General features: G+C 59.8%; 24 protein-coding genes and 4 pseudogenes. 15 read left to right on the forward strand and 13 right to left on the reverse strand.

Features of this window, described 5'->3' with window-relative positions:
* Positions 1-27 precede the first annotated feature (27 nt).
* Positions 28-1,020 carry a class 1 fructose-bisphosphatase gene (locus A9D13_RS19175; RefSeq protein WP_066777663.1) on the forward strand — a complete coding sequence of 331 codons (993 nt, stop codon included), beginning with the start codon at positions 28-30 and terminating at the stop codon, positions 1,018-1,020.
* 571 nt (positions 1,021-1,591) lie between these two features.
* On the opposite strand, the gene A9D13_RS19180 is transcribed toward A9D13_RS19175, so the two are convergent.
* Both A9D13_RS19180 and A9D13_RS19185 read right to left on the reverse strand, forming a co-directional pair.
* Positions 1,592-1,843, reverse strand: a complete 252-nt coding sequence (locus tag A9D13_RS19180) for a hypothetical protein (protein WP_066777666.1) — start codon at positions 1,841-1,843, stop codon at positions 1,592-1,594.
* Between the two features lie 102 nt (positions 1,844-1,945).
* Positions 1,946-3,718, reverse strand: coding sequence for a sigma-54-dependent Fis family transcriptional regulator (locus tag A9D13_RS19185; protein ID WP_082922581.1), 1,773 nt, complete (start codon positions 3,716-3,718; stop codon positions 1,946-1,948).
* A 359-nt stretch (positions 3,719-4,077) separates the two neighbouring features.
* Here A9D13_RS19185 and A9D13_RS19190 point away from each other — a divergent pair, with 359 nt between their 5' ends.
* The 3 genes from A9D13_RS19190 (at position 4,078) to A9D13_RS19200 (ending at position 8,541) form a co-directional block, all read left to right on the forward strand.
* On the forward strand, positions 4,078-6,414 hold the full coding sequence (locus A9D13_RS19190) for a TonB-dependent receptor (protein ID WP_229665474.1): 2,337 nt from the start codon (positions 4,078-4,080) through the stop codon (positions 6,412-6,414).
* Positions 6,415-6,497: 83 nt separating this feature from the next.
* Positions 6,498-7,457, forward strand: a complete 960-nt coding sequence (locus tag A9D13_RS19195; protein ID WP_066777672.1) for a PDR/VanB family oxidoreductase — start codon at positions 6,498-6,500, stop codon at positions 7,455-7,457.
* A gap of 16 nt (positions 7,458-7,473) precedes the next feature.
* A complete protein-coding gene (locus tag A9D13_RS19200) occupies positions 7,474-8,541 on the forward strand; it encodes an aromatic ring-hydroxylating oxygenase subunit alpha (RefSeq protein WP_066777678.1) in 1,068 nt (355 codons plus the stop codon).
* Between the two features lie 16 nt (positions 8,542-8,557).
* On the opposite strand, the gene A9D13_RS19205 is transcribed toward A9D13_RS19200, so the two are convergent.
* Positions 8,558-9,445: a LysR substrate-binding domain-containing protein gene (locus A9D13_RS19205; protein ID WP_229665476.1), complete on the reverse strand. Its 888-nt coding sequence runs from the start codon at positions 9,443-9,445 to the stop codon at positions 8,558-8,560.
* Between the two features lie 99 nt (positions 9,446-9,544).
* On the opposite strand from A9D13_RS19205, the gene A9D13_RS19210 reads away from it, so the two are divergent.
* From A9D13_RS19210 to A9D13_RS20695, 8 genes are all read left to right on the forward strand, one after another.
* Positions 9,545-10,711 carry a muconate/chloromuconate family cycloisomerase gene (locus A9D13_RS19210; protein ID WP_066777688.1) on the forward strand — a complete coding sequence of 389 codons (1,167 nt, stop codon included), beginning with the start codon at positions 9,545-9,547 and terminating at the stop codon, positions 10,709-10,711.
* A gap of 6 nt (positions 10,712-10,717) precedes the next feature.
* Positions 10,718-11,008 carry a muconolactone Delta-isomerase gene (catC, locus tag A9D13_RS19215; protein ID WP_066777691.1) on the forward strand — a complete coding sequence of 97 codons (291 nt, stop codon included), beginning with the start codon at positions 10,718-10,720 and terminating at the stop codon, positions 11,006-11,008.
* 35 nt (positions 11,009-11,043) lie between these two features.
* Positions 11,044-11,934, forward strand: coding sequence for a dioxygenase family protein (locus tag A9D13_RS19220; protein WP_066777694.1), 891 nt, complete (start codon positions 11,044-11,046; stop codon positions 11,932-11,934).
* Positions 11,935-11,960: 26 nt separating this feature from the next.
* Positions 11,961-12,668 carry a CoA transferase subunit A gene (locus A9D13_RS19225; protein WP_066777696.1) on the forward strand — a complete coding sequence of 236 codons (708 nt, stop codon included), beginning with the start codon at positions 11,961-11,963 and terminating at the stop codon, positions 12,666-12,668.
* Positions 12,668-13,321, forward strand: a complete 654-nt coding sequence (locus A9D13_RS19230) for a 3-oxoacid CoA-transferase subunit B (protein WP_066777698.1) — start codon at positions 12,668-12,670, stop codon at positions 13,319-13,321. The genes A9D13_RS19225 and A9D13_RS19230 overlap by 1 nt, the downstream gene beginning before the upstream one ends.
* Positions 13,321-14,109 (forward strand): 3-oxoadipate enol-lactonase, encoded by a 789-nt coding sequence (gene pcaD / locus A9D13_RS19235; protein ID WP_066777700.1) that lies wholly within the window; start codon positions 13,321-13,323, stop codon positions 14,107-14,109. The genes A9D13_RS19230 and pcaD overlap by 1 nt, the downstream gene beginning before the upstream one ends.
* Complete coding sequence (gene pcaF / locus A9D13_RS19240) at positions 14,106-15,311, forward strand: 3-oxoadipyl-CoA thiolase (RefSeq protein WP_066777703.1); 1,206 nt, start codon at positions 14,106-14,108, stop codon at positions 15,309-15,311. Before pcaD ends, pcaF begins: the two co-directional genes overlap by 4 nt.
* Positions 15,312-15,553: 242 nt before the next feature.
* Positions 15,554-15,946 (forward strand): MFS transporter, encoded by a 393-nt coding sequence (locus A9D13_RS20695; protein WP_156522192.1) that lies wholly within the window; start codon positions 15,554-15,556, stop codon positions 15,944-15,946.
* 70 nt (positions 15,947-16,016) lie between these two features.
* On the opposite strand, the gene A9D13_RS19245 is transcribed toward A9D13_RS20695, so the two are convergent.
* The 7 genes and pseudogenes from A9D13_RS19245 to A9D13_RS21450 form a co-directional block, all read right to left on the reverse strand.
* The gene (locus A9D13_RS19245) at positions 16,017-16,961 is read right to left on the reverse strand and encodes a M14 family metallopeptidase (RefSeq protein WP_066777706.1); all 945 of its coding nucleotides are present in this window, start codon (positions 16,959-16,961) and stop codon (positions 16,017-16,019) included.
* Between the two features lie 403 nt (positions 16,962-17,364).
* Positions 17,365-17,484, reverse strand: a pseudogene (locus tag A9D13_RS19250) (transposase); the annotation flags it as partial.
* Positions 17,485-18,113: 629 nt separating this feature from the next.
* Positions 18,114-18,704, reverse strand: coding sequence for an ATPase (locus A9D13_RS19255; RefSeq protein ID WP_066777710.1), 591 nt, complete (start codon positions 18,702-18,704; stop codon positions 18,114-18,116).
* Positions 18,701-19,051, reverse strand: coding sequence for a TA system antitoxin ParD family protein (locus A9D13_RS19260; RefSeq protein ID WP_066777725.1), 351 nt, complete (start codon positions 19,049-19,051; stop codon positions 18,701-18,703). The genes A9D13_RS19255 and A9D13_RS19260 overlap by 4 nt, the downstream gene beginning before the upstream one ends.
* A gap of 143 nt (positions 19,052-19,194) precedes the next feature.
* A pseudogene (locus A9D13_RS20270) lies at positions 19,195-19,434 on the reverse strand (transposase); the annotation flags it as partial.
* A 24-nt stretch (positions 19,435-19,458) separates the two neighbouring features.
* Positions 19,459-20,103, reverse strand: a complete 645-nt coding sequence (locus A9D13_RS20275) for a PilZ domain-containing protein (protein WP_082922583.1) — start codon at positions 20,101-20,103, stop codon at positions 19,459-19,461.
* Positions 20,104-20,250: 147 nt separating this feature from the next.
* Positions 20,251-20,616 (reverse strand): PilZ domain-containing protein, encoded by a 366-nt coding sequence (locus A9D13_RS21450; RefSeq protein ID WP_082922584.1) that lies wholly within the window; start codon positions 20,614-20,616, stop codon positions 20,251-20,253.
* A 308-nt stretch (positions 20,617-20,924) separates the two neighbouring features.
* Here A9D13_RS21450 and A9D13_RS19270 point away from each other — a divergent pair, with 308 nt between their 5' ends.
* Positions 20,925-21,560, forward strand: a complete 636-nt coding sequence (locus A9D13_RS19270; RefSeq protein WP_066777717.1) for a response regulator transcription factor — start codon at positions 20,925-20,927, stop codon at positions 21,558-21,560.
* Here A9D13_RS19270 and A9D13_RS20705 read toward each other — a convergent pair.
* Positions 21,499-22,014, reverse strand: a complete 516-nt coding sequence (locus A9D13_RS20705) for a hypothetical protein (protein WP_172808235.1) — start codon at positions 22,012-22,014, stop codon at positions 21,499-21,501. The genes A9D13_RS19270 and A9D13_RS20705 overlap by 62 nt on opposite strands.
* A 370-nt stretch (positions 22,015-22,384) precedes the next feature.
* Entirely contained in the window at positions 22,385-22,540 is a 156-nt protein-coding gene (locus A9D13_RS20710) for a PD-(D/E)XK nuclease domain-containing protein (RefSeq protein WP_156522195.1), read from the reverse strand.
* Between the two features lie 77 nt (positions 22,541-22,617).
* Between A9D13_RS20710 and A9D13_RS20285 the strand changes: the two genes are divergently transcribed.
* Both A9D13_RS20285 and A9D13_RS20290 read left to right on the forward strand, forming a co-directional pair.
* Positions 22,618-22,773 (forward strand): hypothetical protein, encoded by a 156-nt coding sequence (locus tag A9D13_RS20285; protein WP_188713479.1) that lies wholly within the window; start codon positions 22,618-22,620, stop codon positions 22,771-22,773.
* Between the two features lie 169 nt (positions 22,774-22,942).
* Positions 22,943-23,875 (forward strand): annotated as a pseudogene (locus A9D13_RS20290) (IS630 family transposase).
* A gap of 770 nt (positions 23,876-24,645) precedes the next feature.
* On the opposite strand, the pseudogene A9D13_RS20715 reads toward A9D13_RS20290, so the two are convergent.
* Positions 24,646-25,427 (reverse strand): annotated as a pseudogene (locus A9D13_RS20715) (IS5 family transposase).
* Positions 25,428-25,506 lie beyond the last annotated feature (79 nt).

Consider the following 25,506-nt stretch of genomic DNA (forward strand, 5'->3'; position numbering starts at 1 on the left):
ATGACAGCCTGTCAGAGAGCATTGCCTATGTCCAAACCCACTCTCAGCCGTTTTCTCATCGATCAGCAGCGCATGCCGGATTCGACCTGTCCGGCCGAACTGCGCCTCTTGATCGAAACCATTGCCCGCGCCTGCAAGGTGATCAATCACGCCATTTCAAAGGGCGCTTTGGGGGATGTGCTGGGCAGCCTCGACAGCGAAAACGTGCAGGGCGAGGTGCAGAAGAAGCTGGACGTGATCGCCAATGACCTGCTGCTCGACGCGAATGAGTGGGGCGGCCATCTTGCCGGCATGGCGTCTGAAGAGATGGAGGCGATCCACCCGATCCCGAACCGCTATCCCAAGGGCGAATATCTGTTGCTGTTCGATCCCATCGACGGGTCGAGCAATGTCGATGTCGATCTTTCCGTCGGCACTATTTTCTCGATCCTGCGCGCGCCGGAGCACACGTCTGGCCGCGATGTGGAGGAAGGTGATTTCCTCCAGCCCGGTCACTGCCAGGTGGCGGCGGGCTATGCGATCTATGGCCCGCAGACGCTGATGGTGCTGACCGTGGGCACGGGCGTCTATGAATTCACGCTGGATGCCGAAATCGGTTCGTGGCGTATGACCGACGGGCCATTGAAGATCCCGACCGGCCGCCGCGAATTTGCGATCAACATGGCGCGCCGTCGCCAGTGGTCGCCTGCGATCAGCCAATATGTGGAAGAGCGCATCCTTGGCGCAGAGGGGCCTTTGGGCGTCGATTACAACATGCGCTGGACCGCATCCATGGTGGCCGACGTGCATCGCATCCTTAAGCGTGGCGGCGTGTTCCTTTACCCCGAAGATCACCGCAACGGTAAGGCGAAGCTGCGCCTGCTATATGAAGCGAACCCGATGAGCATGCTGATCGAACAGGCTGGCGGCGCGGCGACCGATGGGGCCAACCGCATCCTCGATGCAGAGCCTGTCGGCCTGCATCAGCGTATCGGCGTGGTGCTGGGCGATCCGCATGAGGTGGCCACTATCAGCCGCTAAGCCGATTATTATTAGCGCTTCACGGTAAGACCTGCCTCTTCCATGGTCGGTTCCGATCGAAAGGTCAGTCGTCAAACTCGCCGACTTCCCTTTTCACATCTCACACACCGCACGGTAGCGTCACCGAGGCTTTCGCCTGGATGCTGCAATGCGTTCAGTGCAGCAGATGCTCGCACGTCTTGGCCAAGGCTGAATTGCACTTTAGCGACAGGTCGGCGCCATGGAGACGGTGACCTGTCCCGGCGAGCGCTTTGGAAAGCTTGTTGCCTATGCCGGTTGCGACGTCGGCGACGAGTGCAGCTCTGATCCGAATGGACCCTGATGCCTAACACACGCTTCCATCCCGCTATCGCCGCGATCGCCACTTGGGCTGTTCAGCCAACGGTGTGGGAAAGCGGCCTTGCTAAGACGCCTGTTTAGCCCTGGGGCTCTCCGAAAAAACGTTCGTTTTCGTTAGCGAACATCTCCCTGATGGCTGCGCCATGCGATGGCTCTTCCTCAAGGATTTCCGGGTCCCGCTGATGACGACGGGTGGCAAAGAAATCACCGTCGTAAATGTGGATTTCGCCCGTCATCTCGGCAGGGGATTGGTGGCTGAACGGATCCCGTCTACGGGAAGCTCGGCAATGTCGCCTGCGAACAGGCAATTCACGCCGGAAGCCTCTATGCCCTCGCCACTGCGTCTCCAGAGGATAATGTCTTCGCGCCCGGTGTGGATTCCGATCGACGCCTTCATCATGCGATCGTGGGGCAGCAGGTTCATCTGCGGTGTCCAGTGAGCCGCAAATATGGTGAACGTCGGTGATGCATGCATCACGTCCATACCAGCCGCTCAAAGCATATCTGGCTCGCCTGCCGATCGTTTTATGCGTCGGCGTATCGGGTTCGGCTGAACATCGACCCCGCGCTCCTTCTCAGCCTTGGATCAAGCGCCCGAACCGGCGTCATCGCGCGAATTTTTCCTGATCCAGTAATTGAGTTGGGACCGCGACATCTTCAGCATCTGCGCCGCTTCGGTGACATTGCCGCCCGATCGGCGCAGCGCGCCGGCAATCGCCACATCGACCAGCTCGTCCTTCGACAGGCCGGAATCCAGCATCGTTTCCTCGACCCGGTCGCCATCGCCATTGCGCACGCGGTCGAGCACGAAGCTCCAGAACGGATTGTCGACCCGCCCGCCATCATCGTCAATCGCGACGGCCCCGGAAATGGTAAGATGGTGGATGTCGATCGCCTCTCCATCATTGGCGAGTATGACGGCCCTTTCGACGAGATTTTCCATCTCGCGCACATTGCCGGGCCAGCGATAGTCGTGGAAGTGGCGGACAAGCGTATCGGTGAACCCCTTGATGGTCCGGCCATGGCGCTTGCACATCTTGCGCAGAAAGTGATTGGCCAGCAGCGGGATATCTTCCCTGCGATCGCGCAGCGGCGGGATGTGGATGGGAAAGGTCGTGATCCGGTGCAGCAGGTCGGCGCGAAACAGGCCCTTTGCAACATTCGCATGCAGATCGTCGTTGGTGGCGGCGATCAGGCGCACATTGGCCTTCATCACCTTGCTGGCGCCCACGCGTTCGAATTCGGATTCCTGCAGCACGCGCAGCAGCTTTGCCTGCGCGCCGGGTGACAGCGTGGCGATCTCGTCAAGGAACAGAGTGCCGCCCTCCGCCCGCTCGAACCGGCCAGCGCGGGCACCATCCGCGCCGGTATAGGCGCCGCGCTCGACCCCGAACAGTTCCGCCTCGATCAGCGTCTCGGGTATGGCCGCGCAGTTTACCGCGATGAGCGGGCCCTCGGCACGGTCGCTGCGCTTGTGCAGTTCGCGCGCGAACACCTCCTTGCCGACACCGCTTTCGCCCGTGAACAGCACAGGTGCGCGGGTCCGGGCGACCCTGTCGACGAGATGGAGCGCGAGGTTGAACCCGGCCGAAGCCCCGACGATGCTGCGGGTCCCGATCTTGAGGTCCTCGCTCGGTTCGGCGCGCGCAGCGCCCTTGGCCCTGCCCCCCGTGCGGTCGGCGTATTCCTCGGCCCGAAACCACCGCGCTTCCTCGTCCGCGTTTTCCCACTCTTCCGCCGGCTTGCCGACCAGGAAGCAGCGTTCGTGCCCCATGGCGATGCATTGCAGTTCACGAAAGATCATCGGCCTGCCAAAAAACGCCGAAGCATAGCCCGAGGCGTAACCGACCTGTTGCCAGCCCCCCGGATAGGGGCCGATGCCGACCGCGTCGCGGTGGGCGCAGCATTCGGCGGAATTGTGCCAGTAATATTCGCTGTAGAACGAGCCCTCGGCATGGTTGGCGCGAAATACAATCGGCTCGACCTTGACCGACCCCTTGAGCGCGTGAAGCTGCGGTCCGACGGCAAAGCCTGCAAACACGTCGTCGTCCTTGCGCAATGAGCGGGCGAGCTGCGCGTCGGCGGCTCCCATGCCATAGCCCATGCGCGTCGCGACACCGCGCGCCCGTTCATAGCCGAGCGCGGCGATCAGTTCGCGCCGCATGCTGCCCAGGCCGCGATTGTCGGTAAGCACCATGCGCTCCCCGTTCAGCGTGATCTCCGCCGTATCGGGATCGAACCGGAAACTTTGGCGCAGGTCTTCGACCAAAGGCTCGGCCAGCCTTTTCATGCGCGCGAAATCGACTTGCCCTGACGCGTCCTCTTCACGCTGCCAGATGGGACATGTCTCCGACGGCATACTCCGTCTCCCATGTTTATTTTTATTTATATGCCGCGTTTGATTTCAAACAATCTGATCGAGGTCAAGTAATTCCGATCTGCGTCGGCCCCGTAAACCGGGCGTTTGGCGCATCTGGCACGACAATTGCTTTTGCATCTTCGTCACCGCGAATGGTGTCCACCAGAGGCTCCGGAAAGGAGCCCGGATGTAAGAACGGAGAAGAGGATGATGAGGAAGGCTCTACTTGTCGGCGCGTCTGCGCTGACCTTGGCATCGACCCCCGCTTTCGCCCAGGAAGCCCAGGAAGCCGACAATCGCGCCGAAAGAACGACCGGCATTCAGAGATCGTCGTCACCGCGCAGAAGCGTGCGGAAAACGTGCAGGACGTGCCCATCGCCATCACCGCATTCGCAGGGGATGCGCTCAAGGAACGGGCGGTTGCCGATGTCTCCAGCCTTTCAAACATCTCCCCCAATGTCACCCTCGACGCCGGTTCGCCCTTCTCGGGTTCGTCCTCGGTCCTCACCGCCTATATCCGCGGCATCGGGCAAAGCGACTTCGCCGCGAACTTCGACCCCGGCGTGGGCGTGTATCTCGACGGCGTCTATCTTGCCCGCACGGTCGGCGCCAATCTCGACCTTCCCGATGTCGAGCGTATCGAGGTCCTGAAAGGGCCGCAGGGCACATTGTTCGGGCGCAACACGATCGGCGGCGCGATCTCTATCGTCACGCGCGATCCCGGCACCGAATTCGCGCTTCGCGGCGATGTCACGACGGGCAGCTTCAACCGGCTCGACCTCAACATGACGGTGGACCTGCCGATCACGGATGACCTCGCCATCGCGCTGACCGGGTCCTCGCGCAGCCGCGACGGCTATCAGAAGCGCGTCCAGTTCCCCGGCGCCGAAGCCTATAACAACGATGTCGACACCGCATTCCGCGCCAGTGGCTACGACACCTCCTCCCGCTTTGGCGGGCAGGGTCAATGGTCGCTGCGCAGCAAGGCTTACTGGACGCCGACCGACCGTCTGTCGGTCCGCCTGACCGGCGACTATCTGCGCGAAGACACCAATGGCACCGCCAACTCCGTGGTCGCGACGACGGCGGACGATCCCTCGACGCTGGGCTTCCTTTACAACACCTGCATCAACACGCCCGTCGATGTGCTCGGCTCCATCGGCCTTGGCGATCTGTGCGCCAGCCGCGGCACACCGCTCAACCCGTCGGAAATGCTGGGTTCGATCGCCGGTGTGAATGTCGACGGTGATCCGTTCAACGACCGCCTGACCTATACCGACGCCTTCATCACCAGCGACATCGACAAGAGCTATGCGACCGGCAACAATTTCTCGCGCATGACCGCGTGGGGCGCGTCGCTGACGGTCGATTACGACCTCACCGATTTCCTCTCGGTCAAGTCGATCACCGGCTACCGCGATCTTGACTGGGCAACGGCGCTCGACGCCGACGGTTCGCCGATCCGCATCCTCGAATTCTCCTTCGCGCTCAAGAACTGGCAGTTCAGCGAGGAGCTGCAGCTTACCGGCCAGATGTTCGACGATCGGCTCAAATTCGTGCTGGGCGCCTATTACTTCAAGGAACGCAGCGACCTGAAGGACTATGTCACCTTCGACCAGGGCATTTTCGAGATCTTTGGCCCGAACGATATCAGGACCGAGAATTTCGCCTTTTTCGGCCAGCTCGACTTCGAGGTGAACGAGCTGATCTCGCTCACGCTGGGCGGGCGCTACACCGAAGAAGACAAGAGCTTCCTTGGCGGGCAGACCGACCTCAACGGGTTCTATTACAAGATCTCTGGCTGCACGACCTATGGCGAGCCCTGCACCTCGGCGCTGGGTTTCCCCGAAAGCGACCAGCCGCTGCGGTTCTTCGTCGACGAACGGCAATCGCGCCGCTTCACCAATTTCTCGCCCAAGCTGGGCATCCAGCTGCACCCCAGCGAAGACGTGATGCTCTATGGCTCTTGGTCGAAGGGGTACAAGACAGGCGGGTGGACCACGCGCCTGTCGGCTCCGCTCGACTATGCGCCGATGTTCAATCCCGAAAAGGCGGAAAGCTATGAAATCGGGGTGAAGTCGCAGTTCTTCGACCGCAGGCTGCAGCTGAATGCCTCAGCCTTCACCACCAGCTACCGCGACATCCAGCTTAACTTCCAGCTGGGCATTTCGCCCACGATCCAGAACGCAGGCGATGCCCGGATCAAGGGTTTCGAGGTCGAAGCTGTGGCCGCGCCCATTCCGGGGCTGACCATCAATGCCTCTCTGGGTCACACCGACGCCTATTACACCAATGTCCTCGACGGCGCGGTCGTATTGCCCAATGCGATCCAGGCCGGTGTTTTCGATGGCGCGCCCTTGCCCAAGACGCCCCGCTGGAAGGCGAATATCAGCCCCCGCTACGAATTCTTCCTCGGCAATGGCGGGTCGGTCGTGACCTTGCTCGACTATACGAAGACCAGCAGCGTGTGGAACGATACCGAGCGGGCCTATCTTCTGAGGCGTCCCTCCACCGACATGCTGAATGCCAGCGTCACCTATGAGGCGCCGTCGGGTAACTGGAACCTGACGCTGGGCGGCACCAACATCACCGACGACCGCTATCTGGTGACCGGCAACGTGCAGGCCGCGGGCGTGATCTTCGGAACCTACAACAAGCCTGCGGAATGGTACGCGCGGCTCGGCGTGGAGTTCTGATCCATGGCGCAGACGTTTTGCAACAATCCACGGGGCCGCGGCGGTCAGGGCATCTTGCCCTGCCGCCCGGCGGAGGCGGGCGCATGAGCGTGTGGATCGAAGTCCGGGTCGCAGACCGGCACGACGAAGCGCGCGACATCGCCAGCTTCCTGCTTGAGAAAACCGATGGCGGCCCCCTCCCCGCCTGGACGCCGGGCGCGCATGTGGATGTACGCGCGCCCGGCGGGCTGGTGCGGCAATATTCGCTGTGCGGCCCGGCAGGCAGTGTCGATCAATACCAGATCGGCGTCTTGCGCGATGCCGATGGGCGCGGCGGATCGCGCGCCATGCATGATCGAATCGCGGTGGGGGATAGGCTGGAAATCAGCCGTCCCCGCAATCTCTTCGAACTGCAGGCGCAGGAAAACGCCCTGCTGTTCGCTGGCGGGATCGGCGTGACGCCGATCCTCGCCATGGCCGAACACCTCGCGCGGAAAGGCGATGTGTTCGCGATGCATTATTGCACCCGCAGCGCCGACAGGGCCGCCTTTGCCGAACGGCTGACGGCCCCGGCCTTGGCGGGCAAAGTCGCCTTTCACCATGACGATGATCCCCGCACATGCATGAATATCGATGCGCTGCTGGCGGCGATGCCGCGCGTGGGCACGCATATCTATGTCTGCGGCCCGGACGGGTTCATGAACCACGTCCTCGATGCCGCTTCCCGCGCAGGCTGGCCGGAGAGCCAGGTCCATTTCGAAAGATTTTCCGCCCCCGTGGCGGAGCCGGGCACCACCGGCGGGTTCGAGATCGCCATTGCCGACAGCGAGCGCGTGATCCCCGTGGGCGAGGACCAGACCGTCATCGAGGCCTTGTCCGCAGCCGGTATCGAAATCCCCGTATCGTGCGAGCAGGGCATTTGCGGAACCTGCGTCACCAAGATCGTCGACGGGCTTCCCGACCACCGGGACATGTTCCTGTCGGACGCCGAGAAAGCAGCCAACGACTGCTTCACCCCGTGCTGCTCACGCGCGCTTACGCCCCGTCTTACAATTCGCATCTGATCGAAAGAGGTTAGCCATGAAAGTTCGTGACCATTTTCTGATGAAGGCCTGGTATGTCGCCGCCCTGTCCAGCGAGGTAAACGCGACCGATCTGTTCCACCGCAAGATCCTGGGCAAGTCGGTGATGATCTACCGCCTAGCCGATGGCACGGCAGTCGCCATGCACGACCGCTGCCCGCACCGCTTTGCGCCGTTGAGCCAAGGCAGGCGCATCGGCGACGAGGTGGCCTGCCCCTATCACGCGCTGCGCTTCAACGCCGGGGGCAAGTGCACCCACAACCCGCATGGCACCGGCCATATCCCCAAGGCCGCGCAGGTCGACACCTTTGCGATCGCCGAGCGCTACGGCTTCCTGTGGATCTGGATGGACGAGGCAGAGGCGGACCTGTCACTGCTGCCCGATTATTCGCCGCTGGACGATGGGCCGGACACCGGGGTCGGCTATACCTACATGAACCTGCCGGTGAACTATGAGCTGATCATCGACAATGTGATGGACCTGTCGCACATCGACCATGTCCACGGCGAGATCATCACCACGCGCGGCAAGCTGTCGCCGCAGGTGCCAAAGGTCGCCGAAACCGACCGCACCGTGTCTGCCCGGTGGGAATGGTCGCAAAAGCCCGCGATGATGATCTTCGCGCCGTTCCTGCCCAAGCCTGAGGAGGAAGCGCGCCAGTATTTCGACATCACCTGGAGCGCGCCTGCCAACATCCAGCTGACGGTTGCCGCCACGCAGGAGGCCGAGGGTTTTGATAACGACATCAACCAGTACGACCTGCACACCTGCACCCCGGCAGACGAGTTCGAGACGCATTACTTCTTCGCCACGCGGCGCAATCACGTCGAGGATGACGCCGAATATAACGCGCAGAAGATCGCCGGCATGCATGCCGCGTTCGAGGACGAGGACGGGCCGCTGGTGCAGGCGGTGCAGGCCGAAATGGGCGATGCCGATTTCTTTTCGCTCAATCCCGTTCTCATGAGCAATGACGTCGCACCCGTCAAAGTCCGCAAGCTGCTGGCGCGGATGATCGAGGATGAGACCAGCCCCTCGGGCGGATTGGCCGAGGCCGCCGAATAGGCCCGGCGGCGATGGCTCAGCCTTCTTCTCCCGGCACCACGGCGAGGAGCGAACGGAGCAGGTCCGAGCTGTCGTTCATGCGCCAGCTGAGGATGATCGGGGAAACCGCGGTTGCCTGCCGGATGGGGCGATAGACGATGTCATCGCGCCTGAGTTTCGCCACCGAGGCGGGGATGATCGACACCCCCGCCTCGGCCGAAACGAGGCCCAGCGCCGATTGCAGCTCGCGCGCCTCCAGCAGATTGACCGGTGAAAGCGCGTGATCGTGGAAGAGCGAGAGCACCTGGTCGGCATAGCTGGGTCGCGGCTCGGCGGGATAGAGGATGAGCTTCTCCCCCACCAGCTCGGCAAGATTGACCGGCTCTTCGCCCACCGCAAGCGCATGGTGCTGCGACACCGCCAGCATCAGCGCCTCATGCTGGATCACCCGGCGCGCGACATTCGCGTCCTCCAGCGTCAGCCGCCCCAGCCCCGCATCGATGCGCCCGCTTTTGAGCGCCTCGATCTGGCTGACGGTGTTCATCTCGATCAGGTCGATGTCGACATCGGGAGCCTTGGCCCGGAAGCGGCGCAGCAAGTCGGGGACCAGCCCGAACATGGTCGAGCCGACGAAGCCGATGGTGAATTTCCGGCGTTCCCCCTGCCGCACCCGGTCGAGCGCGCCATGCAGCTGCACCATCGCGGCCAGTATCCGCTGGCCGTGTTCAAGCAGCACGCGGCCCGCCGCTGTCAGGGCGACAGGCCGCACGCCGCGATCGAACAAAACAAGATCGAGCCCTGCTTCCAGTTCGCGCATCTGCCGGCTGAGCGCGGGCTGCGCGACGTTGAGCCTGTGCGCCGCGCGGGTGAAGCTCCTCTCTTCTGCCACGGCCTGAAAGGCGCGAATGGCCCTGATATCCAGCATTATAACCCCAATGTTATGTTGGTGTGCGATATTGGTCTTTTACAGCCATTTTTATCAAGACTAAACCCACATCAAAGCAAATCGGTTATGGTGGAGAGTATGGAAAGTCTCGCAGGAATTGCGATAGTCGAGGTCGAGACCATCCTCGTGGACGTTCCGACCATTCGGCCGCACGTGCTCGCCATGGCCACAATGAACAGCCAGGCGATCTGCCTTGTGCGTATTCGCTGCGCCGATGGCATCACCGGCATCGGCGAAGCGACGACCATCGGCGGCCTTGCCTATGGCCCGGAAAGCCCGGAAGGCATCAAGCTTGCCATCGACAGCTATTTCACGCCGATCCTGAAAGACTGCGACGCCGCGCGCCCGGCGCAGGCGATGACGCGCCTTTCGCGGCATATCGTCGGCAATAATTTCGCCAAATGCGCGATCGAGACCGCCCTGCTCGATGCACAGGGCAAGCGTTGCGGACTGCCGGTGAGCGAACTGCTTGGCGGCCGCCTGCGCGACAGGCTGCCGGTGCTCTGGACGCTGGCCAGCGGCAGGACCGATACCGATATCGCCGAGGCCGAACGCATGATCGAAGCCGGGCGGCACGATGCCTTCAAGCTGAAGATCGGCAAGCGCGCCCTTGCCGACGATGTCGCCCATGTCGGCGCCATCAAGAAGGCGCTGGGCGACAGGGCGAGCATCCGTGTCGATGTGAACATGGCATGGGACGAGACGACCGCTGCGCGCGGAATCGCCATGCTGGCCGATGTCGGCTGCGATCTCGTCGAACAGCCGATCATCCGGCACAATCGCTCCGGCATGGCCCGCCTGCGCGCCTCCGCAAGGATTCCGATCATGGCGGACGAGGCACTGCAGGGCCCCGCGACCGCCTATGATTTCGCGAGCCATGCGGCAGCCGATGTCTTCGCCGTGAAGGTCGAGCAATCGGGCGGCCTGCGCGCCGCTTGCGAGGTGCAGGCCATTGCCGATGCCGCAGGCGTCGCGCTTTATGGCGGCACGATGCTGGAAGCGGGCGTCGGCACGATTGCCTCGGCCCATGTCTTCGCGACCTTCCCCGCGTTGCAATTCGGCACCGAACTGTTCGGCCCGCTGCTGCTTACCGAGGAGATCCTGACGGAGCCCCTCGACTACAGCGATTTCTCCCTTGCCGTTCCCGCCGGCCCCGGACTGGGCATCGAGCTGGACGAGGAGCGCATCGCTTTCCACCGACGCGGCGCAAGCCGCGCCACGATTTCAATTCCCGCTGCTGGATAATTACCCATGCTCTTCAAGGTCGAAATGGATGTGAACGTACCGCTGGATTACGATCCCCAGCGTTTCGAGGAACTCAAGGCTGTCGAAAAGGCCTATTCGCAGGATCTGCAGAACAAGGGGGTCTGGCGGCATATCTGGCGCGTCGCAGGCCTGTATTCGAACGTCAGCATTTTCGATGTCGAGAGCAATGAGAAGCTGCATGAAATCCTCATGGGCCTGCCCCTCTATCCATTCATGGATGTCCGCGTAACGGCGCTGTGCCGCCACCCTTCGTCCGTGCGCGAGGACGATAGCTGATCAAATCAAACCCCTGATCCAAAGGGAGAGGAACGATGAATACTGATTTCGTAAAGACCGAAGCGGTGCAGACCCTGCTGGATCGTGCAACCGGCAAGGATGCCGAGGGCGGCAATCCGCGCCTGAAAGCGATCACGCGCGACCTGCTGGAAGCGGTGATGGAAACGATCGTCAAGCATGACATTTCCGAAAGCGAATTCTGGCAGGCGGTGAATTTCCTGCAGCAAAGCGCAGGCGAATTCGGCCTTATCGTGCCGGGCACGGGGATCGAGCATTTCCTCGACCTCTACATGGATGCCAAGGATGCCGAGGCCGGCCTGACCGGCGGCACGCCGCGCACGATCGAAGGTCCGCTTTATGTCGCGGGCGCCCCGCTGGTGGAAGGCGAGGCCGATCTGAGCGTCGATCCCGACGATACCGACACGCTCTATATGTCGGGCAAGGTGGTCGGTCCTGACGGCGAGCCCGTGAAGGACGCGATCGTCCACGTCTGGCATGCCAATTCCAAGGGCTGGTATTCGCATTTCGACCCGACGGGCGAACAGACCCCGTTCAACAACCGCCGCCGCATCAAGCTGGGCCCGGACGGGCAATATTCCTTCCGCTCGAAGATGCCGAACGGCTATTCCGTTCCGCCCGAAGGCGCGACCGACAAGCTAATGCAGGCGCTGGGCCGTCACGGCAATCGCCCCGCCCATGTGCATTTCTTCATCGAGGCACCGGGCTATCGCACGCTGACCACGCAGATCAATTTCGGCGACGATCCGTTTGCCGCCGATGATTTCGCATTTGGCACCCGCGAAGGCCTCCTGCCCGTGCCCAACCGGCAGGGCGACAGTGCCTATATCGGCTTCGACTTCCAGTTGCAGCGCGCGAAGGCTGAAGCAGAGCAGGCCTTCTCGTCCCGTCAGCGTCTCGAAGCCTGAACCCCAGGATACCCCCAAGGACAACCATGTCGAAGATTTACGCCAACCCCCGTGCCGCGCTTGAAGGCGTATTGTTCGATGGCATGACCATCATGTCGGGCGGGTTCGGGCTCTCGGGCAATCCCGAGAGCCTGATCCCCGAAATCCGTGCGCACGGGGCGCGGGATCTGACGGTCATATCCAATAATGCGGGCGCGGATGGCTTTGGCCTCTGGATGCTTCTGGAAAGCCGCCAGATCCGGAAGATGATCTCTTCCTATGTCGGGGAAAACAAGCTGTTCGAAAGCCAGTATCTGTCGGGCGAGCTTGAGCTTGAGCTCAATCCCCAAGGGACGCTGGCCGAACGCATTCGCGCTGGCGGTGCCGGAATTCCCGCCTTCTATACGAAAACGGGCGTCGGGACGGTGGTTGCCGAGGGCAAACCGGTCGAGGTTTTCGAGGGCGAGGAATATGTGCGAGAGACATGGCTGCGCGCGGACCTTTCGATCGTCAAGGCGTGGCGCGCGGACGAGGAGGGCAATCTATTGTTCCGCAAGACCGCGCGCAATTTCAATCCCAACATGGCGACCGCGGGCAAGGTGACCGTGGCCGAGGTCGAGGAAATCGTGCCGGCAGGCACGCTCGATCCCGATTGCATCCATACGCCCGGCATTTTCGTCGACCGCGTGGTGCTGTCCACCATCAACGAAAAGCGCATCGAGAAACGCACCGTGCGCGAAAGGGAGCCCGCCTGATGCCCTGGACCCGCGACGAGATGGCCGCACGCGCCGCGCGCGAACTGCGCGACGGTTATTACGTGAACCTTGGCATCGGGATACCGACACTGGTCGCCAACCATGTCCCGCCGGGCATCAAGGTCACGCTGCAGAGCGAAAACGGCATGCTGGGCATTGGCCCGTTCCCTTATGAGGACGAGGTCGACCCCGACCTCATCAACGCGGGCAAGCAGACGGTGACGGCGCTCCCTACCTCCAGCTTCTTTTCCAGCGCCGACAGTTTCGCGATGATCCGCGGCGGTCATATCGACATGGCCGTGCTGGGCGCGATGGAAGTCTCGCAGGACGGCGATCTCGCCAACTGGACCATCCCGGGCAAGATGGTGAAGGGTATGGGCGGGGCGATGGACCTGGTCGCAGGGGTCAAGAACGTGATCGTGGTGATGGACCATGTATCGAAATATGGCGAGCCGAAGATCCTGCCCGCCTGCACCCTGCCGCTGACCGGGAAACGCGTGGTCGACATGATCGTCACCGACCTCGCCGTCTTTCGCATTGACCGCAAGAACGGCGGCATGACGCTGATCGAGCTGGCCCCCGGCGTCACCGCCGAGGACATCACCGCGAAAACCGGCGCGGCATTCTCCAGCATGCTGGAAGAGGCCCACTGATGCCCTTCGTCGACGTTCCGGGCGCCCGCCTCTATTACAAGCATGAAGGGCGCGAGGATGCACCCGCGCTGGTGCTGCTCAATTCCATCGGCACGGACATGGATCTGTGGGATCCGGCCCTGCCTGCCCTGCGCGAGCGATTTGCCCTGATCCGCATCGACACGCGCGGCCATGGCGCCAGCGTGGCGGAAGCGGGTGAATTCACCATGCCGATGCTGGCTGACGACGTGCTGGCGGTTGCCGATGCGCTGGGCATCGCGCAATTCGCGCTGGCGGGGGTGTCGCTGGGCGGCATGATCGGCATGGAGCTGGCGCTGCGGCATCCCGGCAGGCTGACCGGCCTCGCTCTTGTCTGCACCTCGGCCACGATGGACAGCGCCGCATGGCAGCAGCGGATTGGCACCATCCGCGCCAAGGGCATGGCCGGGATCGCCGATCTCGCCATGGGCCGTTTCTTATCGGACGACTTCGTCGCCGCCCACCCGGAAGTCTATGCCACCATTCGCCGCCAGCTCCTTACCATGGACGCCGAAGCTTACATCGGCTGCGGCGCGGCCATTCGTGACATGGATCTGGCCGGACGGATCGCGGACATCACCTGCCCGACGCTGGTCGTGACCGGATCGCGCGATACTTCGACCCCATATGAAGGGCATGGCGATCATCTGGTCGCGGCCATTCCGCGGGCCGTTCACGCACCGATCGACGCGGCCCATCTTGCCCCGCTCGAAGCGCCGGACGCGCTTGCCGGGCAGATCATCAATTTCCTTTCAAGGTTGAATTCATGACACAGGCCTTCGTCTGCGACGCGGTTCGCACCCCTATCGGCCGCCTCAACGGCACACTGTCTTCGGTTCGCGCGGACGATCTTGCCGCCCTGCCCTTGCGTGCGCTGATCGATCGTAATCCGGGCGTGGACTGGGCCGGAGTGGATGATGTGATCCTGGGATGCGCGAACCAGTCCGGGGAGGACAATCGCAATGTGGCGCGCATGGCGGCATTGCTGGCGGGCCTGCCCGAAACGGTGCCCGGCGTCACCGTCAATCGTCTGTGCAGTTCCGGATTGAACGCCGTCGGCATGGCGGCGCAGGCGATCCGCAGCGGCGATGCCGATTTCATCATCGCGGGCGGGGCCGAATCCATGACCCGCGCGCCTTATGTAATGGGCAAGGCCGCCTCGGCCTTCGGGCGCGGTCAGCAGCTGGAGGACACGACGCTGGGCTGGCGCTTCGTCAATCCGGCGATGAAGGACGCGCATGGTGTCGACACCATGCCGCAAACGGCAGAAAACGTGGCCGATGAATGGCAAATAAGCCGCCAAGATCAGGACCGCTTTGCATTGGCAAGCCAGGAAAAGGCCGCCCGAGCGCTGGCAAGCGGCCGTTTTGCAGCCGAAATCGTGCCGGTAACCATCAAGCCGCGCAAAGGCGATCCCATCGTGTTCGAGCACGACGAACATTTGCGCTCGACCAGTCTTGAGGCATTGGCGCGGCTGAAGCCGGTCGTCCGCGCAGATGGCACGGTTACGGCGGGAAATGCCTCGGGCCTGAACGATGGCGCCGCAGCCATGCTGGTGGCCAGCGAAGAGGCAGCCGGCCGCCATGGGTTGACGCCCCGCGCGCGGATCGTCGGCATGGCATCGGCAGGTGTCGCGCCCCGCGTGATGGGCATCGCCCCGATCGAGGCGGCGCGCAAGGTGCTGGCCCGGACCGGGCTGACCATGGACCAGATAGACGTGATCGAGCTGAACGAGGCATTCGCCAGCCAGGCGATCGCAACCTTGCGCAGCCTTGATGTCGATCCGTTTGACGACCCCCGCGTCAATCCAAACGGCGGTGCCATCGCGCTGGGTCATCCGCTGGGAATGTCGGGCGCGCGTCTGGCCCTGACCGCGGTGGAGGAGCTGCACCGCACAGGGGGCCGCTATGCGCTCGCCTTTCTGTGCGTCGGCGTCGGGCAAGGCCTTGGCGTGGTCTTTGAAAGAGTTTGAAGTAATCTGACGGCCACGCGCCTTTTCGCCGGACTTAAATCCAGACGGAACGCATCAGGCCAACGCCGGCCGTCTTAATCTGGGGCCCTCTTTCCGATCACTTCGGACGGCGCTGGGCCTGCTTCCATGCCGGGCTGTCCGCATATATCACTGCGACGCCACACACATATATCGAGGTGTTCGGACTCTCCCCAGCGGTGTACGGCGTTGCCTATGGCGCCAGCACCTTGGGAGTCATCGTGATGAACTTCACCAATTCCCAAATGGTGACGCGGCTTGGATCATCCCAAATTCTAATATTTGGCGGGGCAGTCGCAGGATTGTCGGGCATATTCCTTGTCGCGCTATTTGCTATGCCCTCCCTTCCTCCGTTCTGGTGCGTATACGCCGCCCAGTCCGTTTATGCCGCGATGGTGGGTCTGATCGCCGCCAATTCGCTGGCCGGGGCAATGAATGTCGATCCACAAAGTGCCGGATCGATTTCCTCGCTGGTCGGCGCGATGCACTACGGTGCAGGGAAATCGGGGCATCGTTGGTCGGCCTTTTACACGACGGGACGCCAAGACCTGTCATGTGGCTCATCTTGTTTTTTGGCGGGCTTGCATGGCTGCTTGCCTCGCGGGCCGCGGCAATAGTCCGAACGCCGTGAAGGGCTCTTATCGGAAACAGCCGCGCAGCGTCAGCCGTCAGGTTCGCTGCAGATTTTCACCTCTGCGGCGATGGGATTGTTCCCCTGTTTGCCAGTGCGTAGTCCAGCCCGGCGCAAACAGCTTCGACTTGCGCGGCGTTGCATTGTTCGGGCGTGGCGTGCGGGCTGTCGGGGTAGACTTCCGTCGTCGTCTTGAAGCGCGCCGTCGTCACGCTGGCGCACATCCCGGCCTTTGCTGCAGGATATTCGATCACGCCGCGGGCGACCACGGGGGAACCGATAATGCGCCCTTGCGCGTCGGCGGGCGCGATATGCGTTACCTTCTCTACCGCGGCGATGATCGCTTGCTGGAAAGCGGGCTGCGGATTCTCGCCATCGTCGACGAGGTAGAAGCCGTCAGGGATGATATCGGGCTCGTAATCCGTGCCGTCGCGGGCGCAGAGTGCCGGACGGAATTCGGTTTCGTCGCTGTCGGTCGTTTCGTGCAGATCGATATGCATCAGGAACGGCCCCGGCTGCGCGGCGACCAGCCCCATGAGATGCGCGCATTCGGCGACATTGGTGCCCTTGCGGAAGTTGCGATTGGGGTCGATCGCGTCGAAGTTCCAGCGGTTGATCCGCTCATACCCCCAAGGGCTGACGCAAACCACGACCAGCAGATTGACCCTTCCCGCATAATCGGCCGCGCGCGTTTCAAGGAATTGGAGCGCCCCCATCACGCCGCTGGTCTCATAGCCGTGTACGCCGCCCGTCACCAGCGCGGTCGGCAAGGCCGGATCGGGCGCGCCATTGCGCAGCGCATAAAGCGAATAGCTGTCCTCGCCATAGTCGAGCGAGCCATAGACCGAGACGTCAAAGCGCGACGCCAGCGCCTCGACCCTTGGCACGACATCCACGGCATAGCTGCGCCGGCGAGGCTGGCTTGCACGCCATTCCTCGCGCTCCTTCTGCGTCCACGGGGTTCCGGGGGTGCCGATCGGATAGAATACGGTGCGGGTCATTATCTTGCCTTGCAGGTCGAGAAGAGAGGGCTCGTGTGTAGCCTCTAACAGGTTCAGGATACATTGGTCACCGCTTGAACGGCGCGGTGCTGGGTGTTGGCGCAGGAGCGGGAGTGTGCGTCGGGGAAGAACCGGGCGGCATCACGACCTCTCCCTTGGCCCCGCTGCCGCCTTCGTCGCCGCAGGCTGCCATCGTCAGGCATGCAATTCCGGCGAAAAGAACGCCGGTTGATCGTCAGCCGATGGTTTGCCGATGATTTGAATTTCACGGCGTAACGAGAGGGCGGATCGGCGAGCCATCGGGAAAGCATCGGCTCCCCATCATTATCGAAACCCGTCCGCCCGCTAGGCTTGGCAACTCTAGATTGGGGAATTTGCAATCATGAAAAAGCTGGTCATTTCAATTGTAGATCGTTGCCTCGGATACACCGTGCCGCCGAGCCAAGTCGGCGGTCTTCGCCCCGGCCTCAGCTTCCTTCAGCACGCCAATGATCTGCTCTTCCGTGAACCTCGTTCGCTTCATCTGTCCGTCCTTCTCGCAGGGCCGGACTCTAATCAAGCTTGGAGGAAAATCAGGGGGTCACGTCAGTAAGCGCCAAATTATCTCACGCCATCAAAAAATATCTTCATCTATCAGAAGGTTAGGCCAAAAATTTCTGGAAATTCTTTTTTGTCCTAAATGGCAAAATGGAAAATCTTTCTTGGAAATGGAAAGACTTTTTTGTCTTGTTGCCGGACAAAAAAGTTCTTCCATTCTGATACGTGAGAATGAGGGTTTCGGCATGGTCTTTGACATTAAAGTTTTGCCAAAATTCGGAACAAAGCATGCCCGCCCGACTAAATTCGATGCAGACTTCACCACAGTGTGACAAAATAGATTTTCCATATATGGCCATCCGAACCCGCAGATTCCCGACATTCTCCAGCTTTGCATCGCTTTTTAGTATCGGCAAAACCAACAGGCTCTTCCGCCAAGTCTGATCACAGTGGCGCACTCCCCTTATTGTTACCAGAGGTAGAGACCGGGACAGGGGCAGGCCGTTTAGAAATCAACTGCGCCATTGCCACGCGATATGATCAGCTCGCCGCCAGCTTCACGAGCATGCTCCATATCGCCAGTGCCAGATACTGGCTTAAATTCGTCCACGCCGCCTAGCCTTTGATCAAGTCGCCGTAGATCTGCTGGATCCATTCGGCGGGTGACGAGAGTATGCGGCTCAACTGTCCGCCCACGAAATAGAGATGTGGCTCTGGAGCGCTGTTCCATTTCGAGTTGTCGTAGACAAAGCCGTAGTCCACTGCGCAGATTGCCTGGCGGATGAAATCGGCGGACCGCTCATAGCGCTCCCGGATCTTGTCCTCCGGGACAGGATGACCACCCTCCTCTACCCGTGCTTGTACGCGTGCGACGGATAGGTCTGGGGATTCCACCGCGACGTGAAATACATAGGTTTGAAACCCTGCCGCCTTGGCATCGGTGATGATGTCGAGCTTGGAAGGGTGGGAAAACACAGTCTCGGTGACGAAGCTTTGCCGGGATACAAGGTACTCGCTTCTCCGCTTGGACGCTACTGCGGCAGCTTTGTAGGCCGCCTTTACCGAGGGGTCGCATAATTCGTCGCGCTGGATGATGTCCGCATTAATGAAAGGACCCGCAAAGCGTGCTGCTATGCGGGTCCTGTATAGGGTCGATTTACCCGAGCCATTAGGCCCAGCGATGATCGCAAGGGTCGGATGGGTCATGCAGCTGCATCGACCCGATCGCCGATGATGTTTCCTTGCTCATCCATTCCAACGCCAAGACCACGGCGGCGGCGATCTTCGAAGAAAGCGTCTTCCGCCTCGTCGGGTGCGGTGAGGGAATGGAACATGGCCTGGTTCCAAACAGCGAGCTCCTCGGAGCTTAGTTCCTTGGTGTCGAGATCACCCTTCAGAGCCTGTTTCAATTTCTGATATGGGATCGAGCGCTCCATGGCCTGCCCCAACCTGATGTAATAGGTTGCCTGCCCGGAAATCGAGCGGCTCTGCAGCTCGCTTTCCTCTCGGAGTTCATCCATGATTTCATCGGCAAGTTTGATCGACTTTGCCATGATTTGGTCTCCTTCCATGCGATGGTAGCATTTTGCCACCAATGCATCAAGATTGATCGCGTTCCATCGCCGGATGCACGTTGTGGAAGATTGAGAAATTGTCTGCCCCCGTCAGCGCCCATGGCACAAAATAAGGGTTCAGACCACCAGCACCGCACCGTCGAGACCGGCGGAAAGCAGGGCGGTAGCATTCGCCATGGCAGTCCGCCTCGCAACAGATACAGGATCGTTTCGACAATCCGCCGCAGCGGCCACTTGCGAGGGCGGCCAACATGAGAAGGTGGCGGGAAGAAAGGCTCTAGTACCGCCCATTCGGCATCGGTCAAATCACTTTGCAATGCCAATTCCGCGCGAGCATACTGCGTCCGAGTGGTGTCGGTCAACTTAGTTTCGGATCAGGCTCTTATCTAAGCTGCGCCTTGATCTGATTGCAGTTCTTCCGCCCATTTTTCGGCTTCTCGATAAGAAAGAGCGATAAGGAACTCAAGGCCAGCCTCCCCCTCACCGAGCCAGCGCACAATGGCTTTCTTCCGTGCAAAATTATTTACTTCGATTTTTAGGATTTCTCCGATTTTGAAATCAGGGCATTCAATCCTCATTCCTTTCGTCGATACATTTAACACGCGACAAATTTTGCTTAAGTTAGAATTACAAACTGAGGCAGTACTGCCTACCGCTAATCTTGGCGGCCTTGCTGTAACCCTGGTTGGACTCTCTTCTGCCACCGATCCAATGAGAATTTGAGATATGTCGATATTCTGGTCAAACTGGACACCAATTTGCATCCCCGTAGACCATGCTACTGAGCCCGCGATCATCTCATTTTCAGAAAACCCTACCCTCACAGCCTGCCCATTCGCTATGCGGGCGGATGTCTCCGCCATTAACCCTTGGGGCGAGAGATCTTTGACCATGCAAAAGCTGGAAAAATTTTGCGTTTCAATGATTGCCGGACGATAAATGCTACGGCTACGGGGAAATGCTCGACGATCAAAATCGGCATCAGACCCGCTTTGGCCAACAATTATCGACGCTGCAGTTTGATTTGCCATGATTAGTAATTCTCCAGACTTTTACGCGACCGATTCCATGTGGAAAATTGGAGATGGAATTCGCTAAGCTTAAATTATCGCTGTCGCAAAAATTCCCGAAGACGGTTTGTCTGACGATGAGGTCGGGACAAAAGGCTCAAAAGCCCTTCAGAATCTCGCCCAAGCTGGCGTGCATCTAGGCAAGCGGGGCAAAGATCTTCCAAAGCGATCTAGAGCCAAGTTTGGGATAGCCTGTACCGGATTATAACCTAGATAGCGCACCACCGCATCATGCAGAAGCTCGTCGAACCTTATGCCAGCGAGATGGCCTTCACGCCAAATGGCTAACCCCGCCAAGCGAATTGATCCTTCGATCTTCATGAATAGCCGGTCTCCATACGAGACTCGATTCAGCGGAGTTTCGATCATGCAGCCACTGAGTGAAATGTTGCATAGCAATGCTGAAAAGGCCCTCCCGTTGACCCGACACTCTATCGTTTTGTCGGAATCGAAACGTTGATGCTGTCGTGCCAAATGCTGTCCCCTGTTGCAGGGGCTGCATAGGCCTCACAGGATTAATGTCCCGTTTTCTACAATAAGAGAGGATCAGTATTCACATGGTCATATCCCGTTAACTCCTAGCCTAGTTTCGCCGCAAGAAGTCTGATACCCTCTATAGTTGATCTATAGCCTTTTTTATGGATTAAACCCTTAGGTGACATTCCAACGACCGCAAAGGTTGGAAATTGAACTAAATTTGGATGGAAAAAGACCGCTTGCTGCTCAAAATTAACGCTTATCGTTAGGGGTCATTTAGCATAGCAATCTGTAATCAAATTTCGTTGATCGCCAAGATGGCGTTAAAGGATGAAGAACCGATGCGGAGATCCAAGGCTCATATCGTTGACCGGGAGCCCAGTCGCCGTGCAAGCGTGGCGCGCACATTCATGAATCGCGGTGTTCATGCTGAAATTTATGATGGCATTGATGAACTGAGGGCTCGTCCGCCGGAGAAAGGCTTTGTTCTTGCGCATCAATCAGAAGTAGAGGAGCAGCCCTCTCAACTTGAGCAGATAATTGAAATAGCCCGGGCTCCTGTGAGCGTTTACTCAGAGGATCCGATCCTGAAAAAAGTGGTAGAAGCTATGCTCGCAGGCGCTATCGACTATTGGAAGTGGCCCCTTAGCGACACCGAACTCGAAGAAGCACTGTCAAATATCGAAGCCCGGGGCAACAAAAAGGGACGCCAAGCACTTAAACGCACTGAAGCCCGTAAGGCTATCGCAACACTGAGTAAACGAGAGCTTCAAGTTCTTACTGGTGTGTTTAAGGGGCAGACGGCTAAGCAAATAAGCGCTGATCTTGGTTCAAAGGTCCGTACCATCGAGATCCAGCGAGCCACCCTATACAAGAAGCTTAATGCTCAGTCGGCCTCGGATGCTGTTCGAATTGCTTTCCTTGCAGGATGGGGCGAATAACCGTCTCTAAGGAGGCTCCGTAACGTGAGTTAATTGCCAAATGGCATTTGATCCATGCATGCAGAACCGCCCGAGCGATGTCGTTTTCGGTAGCAGTCCCACTCACTGACAGTGCAGGCAATGCAACTATGGCTTTAACCATCACGCCGTCTGACTTGGACATGGTGAGCACCGCATAATTGGCAAGCAGTCCGATGCTGGCAGCTTCTAGCGATCCGGCCTCAATCAAGACCTCAAATGTTGCTTCATCCACACGCGGCTTAGCAAGATCCTGCAGCAATCCGGGAGCTAGCTGAGAGAGGTGAAAGGTATGCCGTAAAATTGCTTCGCAACTGTCTGGTGACTTCGCATTAAGCTTCTCCCAAACCCATTGCAGTCGCTTAAACCAGATTTCTGGCGGCACAGGGCCATTGGTCACAAACTTCTCACTTGTCAAAATCTTACCGCGACCCAAGCGCATTTAACGCTCGGGCGGTTATGATTGCAATAGAAATCAAATGACATCTACTACCCAAAAGTCTGAGTTCAATTTATCGCGCCATTTTAATGACTTCGGTATTTTATTTAGATATAAGCCATATGCATTTAAGAAATGGAAATGACCTAGTTTCTAAATGAGACCGTCGACTGATGACCGAAGGTATTCGCCATACGCGTCCATGACCTTCAACGATTCGTCCAAGTCGCCGATCGAGAGGACGATTTATATCGGCTGCGTTATTTCCAGTGCATAGAAATCCGCATCCGAGAACTGCACGTTGCGTCGGGCACCAAGGCAGAGGTCGATTGCGTTGAGGATCGTTGTCTTTCCGGTGTCGGTGGCTTCAGCTTTTCGGTGCGATGATCACGCACACCTTTAGTTTGCCCCCATGACTTTCCAGGTCGCGTTCGATGCCGACGGGATTCCCGATGCGTCCCTCCGGATCGTAGACGAAGCAGACGAGGATCTTGCATTCAGGATGCATTTCGTACGTACCCATCCGGTGAGGCCCGCCTTGTCCGGCGAGTGAACGACCGGTTTTAAGAGCACTCGTATGAGCGAGCTTAGGAGCGGAGCATGGGTCAGATCACGGTGATGACGGGGCCGGAGCGTCGTCGGCGTTGTAGCGAGGAGGAGCGGATTGAAATCCTCGCCGAGGCCTTTGCGCCGGGCGCCTGCGTTGCCGATGTCTCGACGCAAAGAAATAGCCGTTGTCGTAACCCCAGGAATTGACGCCGCTGTCATTCCGCAGCTTCCAGGAATAAGCGCTACCATCGGGCTTGACGAACGCAATCGAAGCATGAGGATTAGAGTGGTTTCCACACGTTCTGACTCGGTGGGGATTCCGTTTGCGGTTGCGTTGTGATTCATGCTTCCTGCTGGTGGCAGGAGGCCAGCATGGATGGCACGAACGCTTTCACAGGATCTTCGGGATCGGGTTGTTGCCGCGATTGATGACGGCATGAGCTGCCGCACGGCGGCGGCACATTTCGGGGTCAGCGCATCGAGCGCGATCCGCTGGCGGCAAATGGCACTGGAGCATGGTCAGGCCGTTGCGAAGCCACGCGGCGGTGACCGGCATTCAGGCAAGATCGAAGCGCATGGCGACTCCGGGACCTGATCGCCGAGCAGGGTGACATGACCCTGGTCGAGGTTCAGGCGCGGCTGATCGAGCGTGGGACTTCAGTGGGGATCGGCACGGTGCATCGCTTCTTCGTGCGGCACGGGATCACGCGCAAAAAAAAGACCGGGCACGCGATCGAGCAAGACCGCCCCGACGTCCTGAGGCAACGCCAGCACTGGTTCGACAACCAGCTCGATTTGGAGCCGGAACGCCTCGTCTTCATCGAAGAGACATGGACCGCCACCAACATGACCCGCAGCCACGGACGCTGCCCAAAAGGCGAGCGCCTGCGGATGGGCTTTCCGCACGGCCACCGCAAGACCACCACGCTGGCGCATGACCGGCATGATCGCGCCGATGGTGCTCGACGGTCCGATCAACGGCGACTGGTTCGAAGCCTATGTGGCGCAGGTTCTGGTGCCTGAACTGCGTCCCGGTGACGTGGTCATCATGGACGACCTCTCGAGCCACAAGCGGGCATCGGTCAGGGAGAGGATCGAAGCGGCCGGGGCGACTTTGCGCTTCCTCCCGCCAAACAGCCCGGACTTCAACCCTATCGAGAAGGCATTCTCCCGGCTCAAGGCCATGCTCCGCAAGGCGGGCGAACGAACCGTCAGCGGCCTGTGGGACCTGATCGGCAGGCTCGTGGACATCTTTCAGCCAGACGAGTGCGCCAATTACTTCATCTCTTGTGGATATGACCCGGAATGAACGGAAACCGCTCTAATACCATGCTGACAGCCCCGCACCCCGTCGAGCCAAGCGACTTTCGCCGACAGAGCCGACATTCCCGGAACCGGATGAGGTCCTCAAAAGCGGTCCTCCGTTCAAGGATCGAGACCGAAAACAGAATCAGTTTCATCTGCTTCCTGTTCAGATACTTCATGCAGCAGATTTGATATTGGTGATCTTCTGGGCGATCTCAGCATTTCGGATTGGCGAAACCTTGACAAGATGGCGCCCACGTCGGCCAAGGCAGTGACTCGCGCTTCGGGCGCAACTTCTTCTTGATGGTCGCGTCCTTGGCTGGGTAGGATCGATGGATTCCTTAGACATCGCCTGCTTCGAGCCTCTGGGCGCGAAAGTGGAGTATAAAATAGACTACGCTCGCTACTAAGCTAGCTAGGGCGACCGCATCCATCCAGCCAGCAGTGAATAAGTCCGTCGTGACTGCAAGCACGTAAAAGGTGGCACAGACTAACAATGGGCCGATTAGACAGAGCAGGGCGACATGCCGCTCCAGCCATTTACTTGTAAGAATGAACAGAAGTAGCATGGTTATTGACCAAGGTGCAGCAAAAACGGCCCCTAATATTACGCCTTCGACGAAACCTTGAAGCGCGCTTGCGCCGCCAATTCTCCACATCACGTAGAATGATGCGACGACCAAACCAACGTATTGAGCAATGATGCCTCGGATCACTAGTCGGACTGGGAGAGAGTGCAGCCTCATCGTACTAAGACGCCTGGAATCTTAAACCTTAGGCCGTGTTGACAAAAGACTTCAGCCATAGCCTTTCTGCGGCAAGGTTGAGGAAGCTTTCGAAGGACAGAACGGTTTTGTCGTAACGGGTGGCGATGCGTCGCTGCTGTTTGAGCTTTCCGAACATGCGTTCGATGCGGTTGCGATCCCGGTAGCGGCGATAGTCCGGATGCTCTGGCACTTTGCGGTTCGAGCGTGGCGGAATGATGGGTAGGACACCCCGGATCAGCAGGCTCTCGCGGAAGCGGTCACCATCGTATCCCTTGTCCGCCAGCAGCGCCTTGGGCGTGGTGACTGGGATCGTCATGAACGGTTCGGCAGCGGTGTAATCAGAGGCCTCGCCGCCGGTCAAGATGAAGCCGAGAGGGCGTCCCTGATTGTCTGACCGGTCGTGGATCTTGCTCGTAAAGCCGCCGCGTGATCGACCAAGAGCGTTCGCACGAGCCCCCCTTTTCCGCCCGCCGCCGAGACATGGCCGCGAACGCTGGTGCTGTCGATCATGTGCTGCCAGTCATCGGTGAGGCCGAGATCGACCAGCGTCTGCAGCAGGCCGTCCCACACACCTTGCTCGGCCCATCGGCGGAACCGGACGTAGACAGAGTTCCACTTGCCATAGCGCTCGTGCATGTCGCGCCAGGGGCAACCGATCCGTAGAACATGCAGCATGCCATTGAGAAAGCGCCGGTTATCGCCTGCGGGCCGCGCCCAACGACCTCGTTCGGATGGCAGCAGTGGCCCGATCACCTCCCATTCCGCGTCCGACAAATCCCCGCGATCCATGCCTGCTCCCAAAAAGCAGCTTTGAATCAGCTGGCGATGGCTCTGGGAATCCCTATCCGGCTTTTGTCAACAGAACCTA

Origin of the sequence: Croceicoccus mobilis, assembly GCF_001661965.1 — a bacterium.
Classification (GTDB): Bacteria; Pseudomonadota; Alphaproteobacteria; order Sphingomonadales; family Sphingomonadaceae; genus Croceicoccus; species Croceicoccus mobilis.

What these genes read in the sequence shown, in the direction of transcription:
- A9D13_RS19175 (WP_066777663.1), top strand. Translation starts at nt 28, where the DNA reads ATGTCCAAACCCACTCTCAGCCGTTTTCTCATCGATCAGCAGCGCATG.
- A9D13_RS19180 (WP_066777666.1), bottom strand. Translation starts at nt 1,843, where the DNA reads ATGGACGTGATGCATGCATCACCGACGTTCACCATATTTGCGGCTCAC.
- A9D13_RS19185 (WP_082922581.1), bottom strand. Translation starts at nt 3,718, where the DNA reads ATGCCGTCGGAGACATGTCCCATCTGGCAGCGTGAAGAGGACGCGTCA.
- A9D13_RS19195 (WP_066777672.1), top strand. Translation starts at nt 6,498, where the DNA reads ATGAGCGTGTGGATCGAAGTCCGGGTCGCAGACCGGCACGACGAAGCG.
- A9D13_RS19200 (WP_066777678.1), top strand. Translation starts at nt 7,474, where the DNA reads ATGAAAGTTCGTGACCATTTTCTGATGAAGGCCTGGTATGTCGCCGCC.
- A9D13_RS19205 (WP_229665476.1), bottom strand. Translation starts at nt 9,445, where the DNA reads ATGCTGGATATCAGGGCCATTCGCGCCTTTCAGGCCGTGGCAGAAGAG.
- A9D13_RS19210 (WP_066777688.1), top strand. Translation starts at nt 9,545, where the DNA reads ATGGAAAGTCTCGCAGGAATTGCGATAGTCGAGGTCGAGACCATCCTC.
- catC (WP_066777691.1), top strand. Translation starts at nt 10,718, where the DNA reads ATGCTCTTCAAGGTCGAAATGGATGTGAACGTACCGCTGGATTACGAT.
- A9D13_RS19220 (WP_066777694.1), top strand. Translation starts at nt 11,044, where the DNA reads ATGAATACTGATTTCGTAAAGACCGAAGCGGTGCAGACCCTGCTGGAT.
- A9D13_RS19225 (WP_066777696.1), top strand. Translation starts at nt 11,961, where the DNA reads ATGTCGAAGATTTACGCCAACCCCCGTGCCGCGCTTGAAGGCGTATTG.
- A9D13_RS19230 (WP_066777698.1), top strand. Translation starts at nt 12,668, where the DNA reads ATGCCCTGGACCCGCGACGAGATGGCCGCACGCGCCGCGCGCGAACTG.
- pcaD (WP_066777700.1), top strand. Translation starts at nt 13,321, where the DNA reads ATGCCCTTCGTCGACGTTCCGGGCGCCCGCCTCTATTACAAGCATGAA.
- pcaF (WP_066777703.1), top strand. Translation starts at nt 14,106, where the DNA reads ATGACACAGGCCTTCGTCTGCGACGCGGTTCGCACCCCTATCGGCCGC.
- A9D13_RS20695 (WP_156522192.1), top strand. Translation starts at nt 15,554, where the DNA reads ATGAACTTCACCAATTCCCAAATGGTGACGCGGCTTGGATCATCCCAA.
- A9D13_RS19245 (WP_066777706.1), bottom strand. Translation starts at nt 16,961, where the DNA reads ATGACCCGCACCGTATTCTATCCGATCGGCACCCCCGGAACCCCGTGG.
- A9D13_RS19255 (WP_066777710.1), bottom strand. Translation starts at nt 18,704, where the DNA reads ATGACCCATCCGACCCTTGCGATCATCGCTGGGCCTAATGGCTCGGGT.
- A9D13_RS19260 (WP_066777725.1), bottom strand. Translation starts at nt 19,051, where the DNA reads ATGGCAAAGTCGATCAAACTTGCCGATGAAATCATGGATGAACTCCGA.
- A9D13_RS20275 (WP_082922583.1), bottom strand. Translation starts at nt 20,103, where the DNA reads ATGGCAAATCAAACTGCAGCGTCGATAATTGTTGGCCAAAGCGGGTCT.
- A9D13_RS20710 (WP_156522195.1), bottom strand. Translation starts at nt 22,540, where the DNA reads ATGGGTACGTACGAAATGCATCCTGAATGCAAGATCCTCGTCTGCTTC.
- A9D13_RS20285 (WP_188713479.1), top strand. Translation starts at nt 22,618, where the DNA reads ATGGGTCAGATCACGGTGATGACGGGGCCGGAGCGTCGTCGGCGTTGT.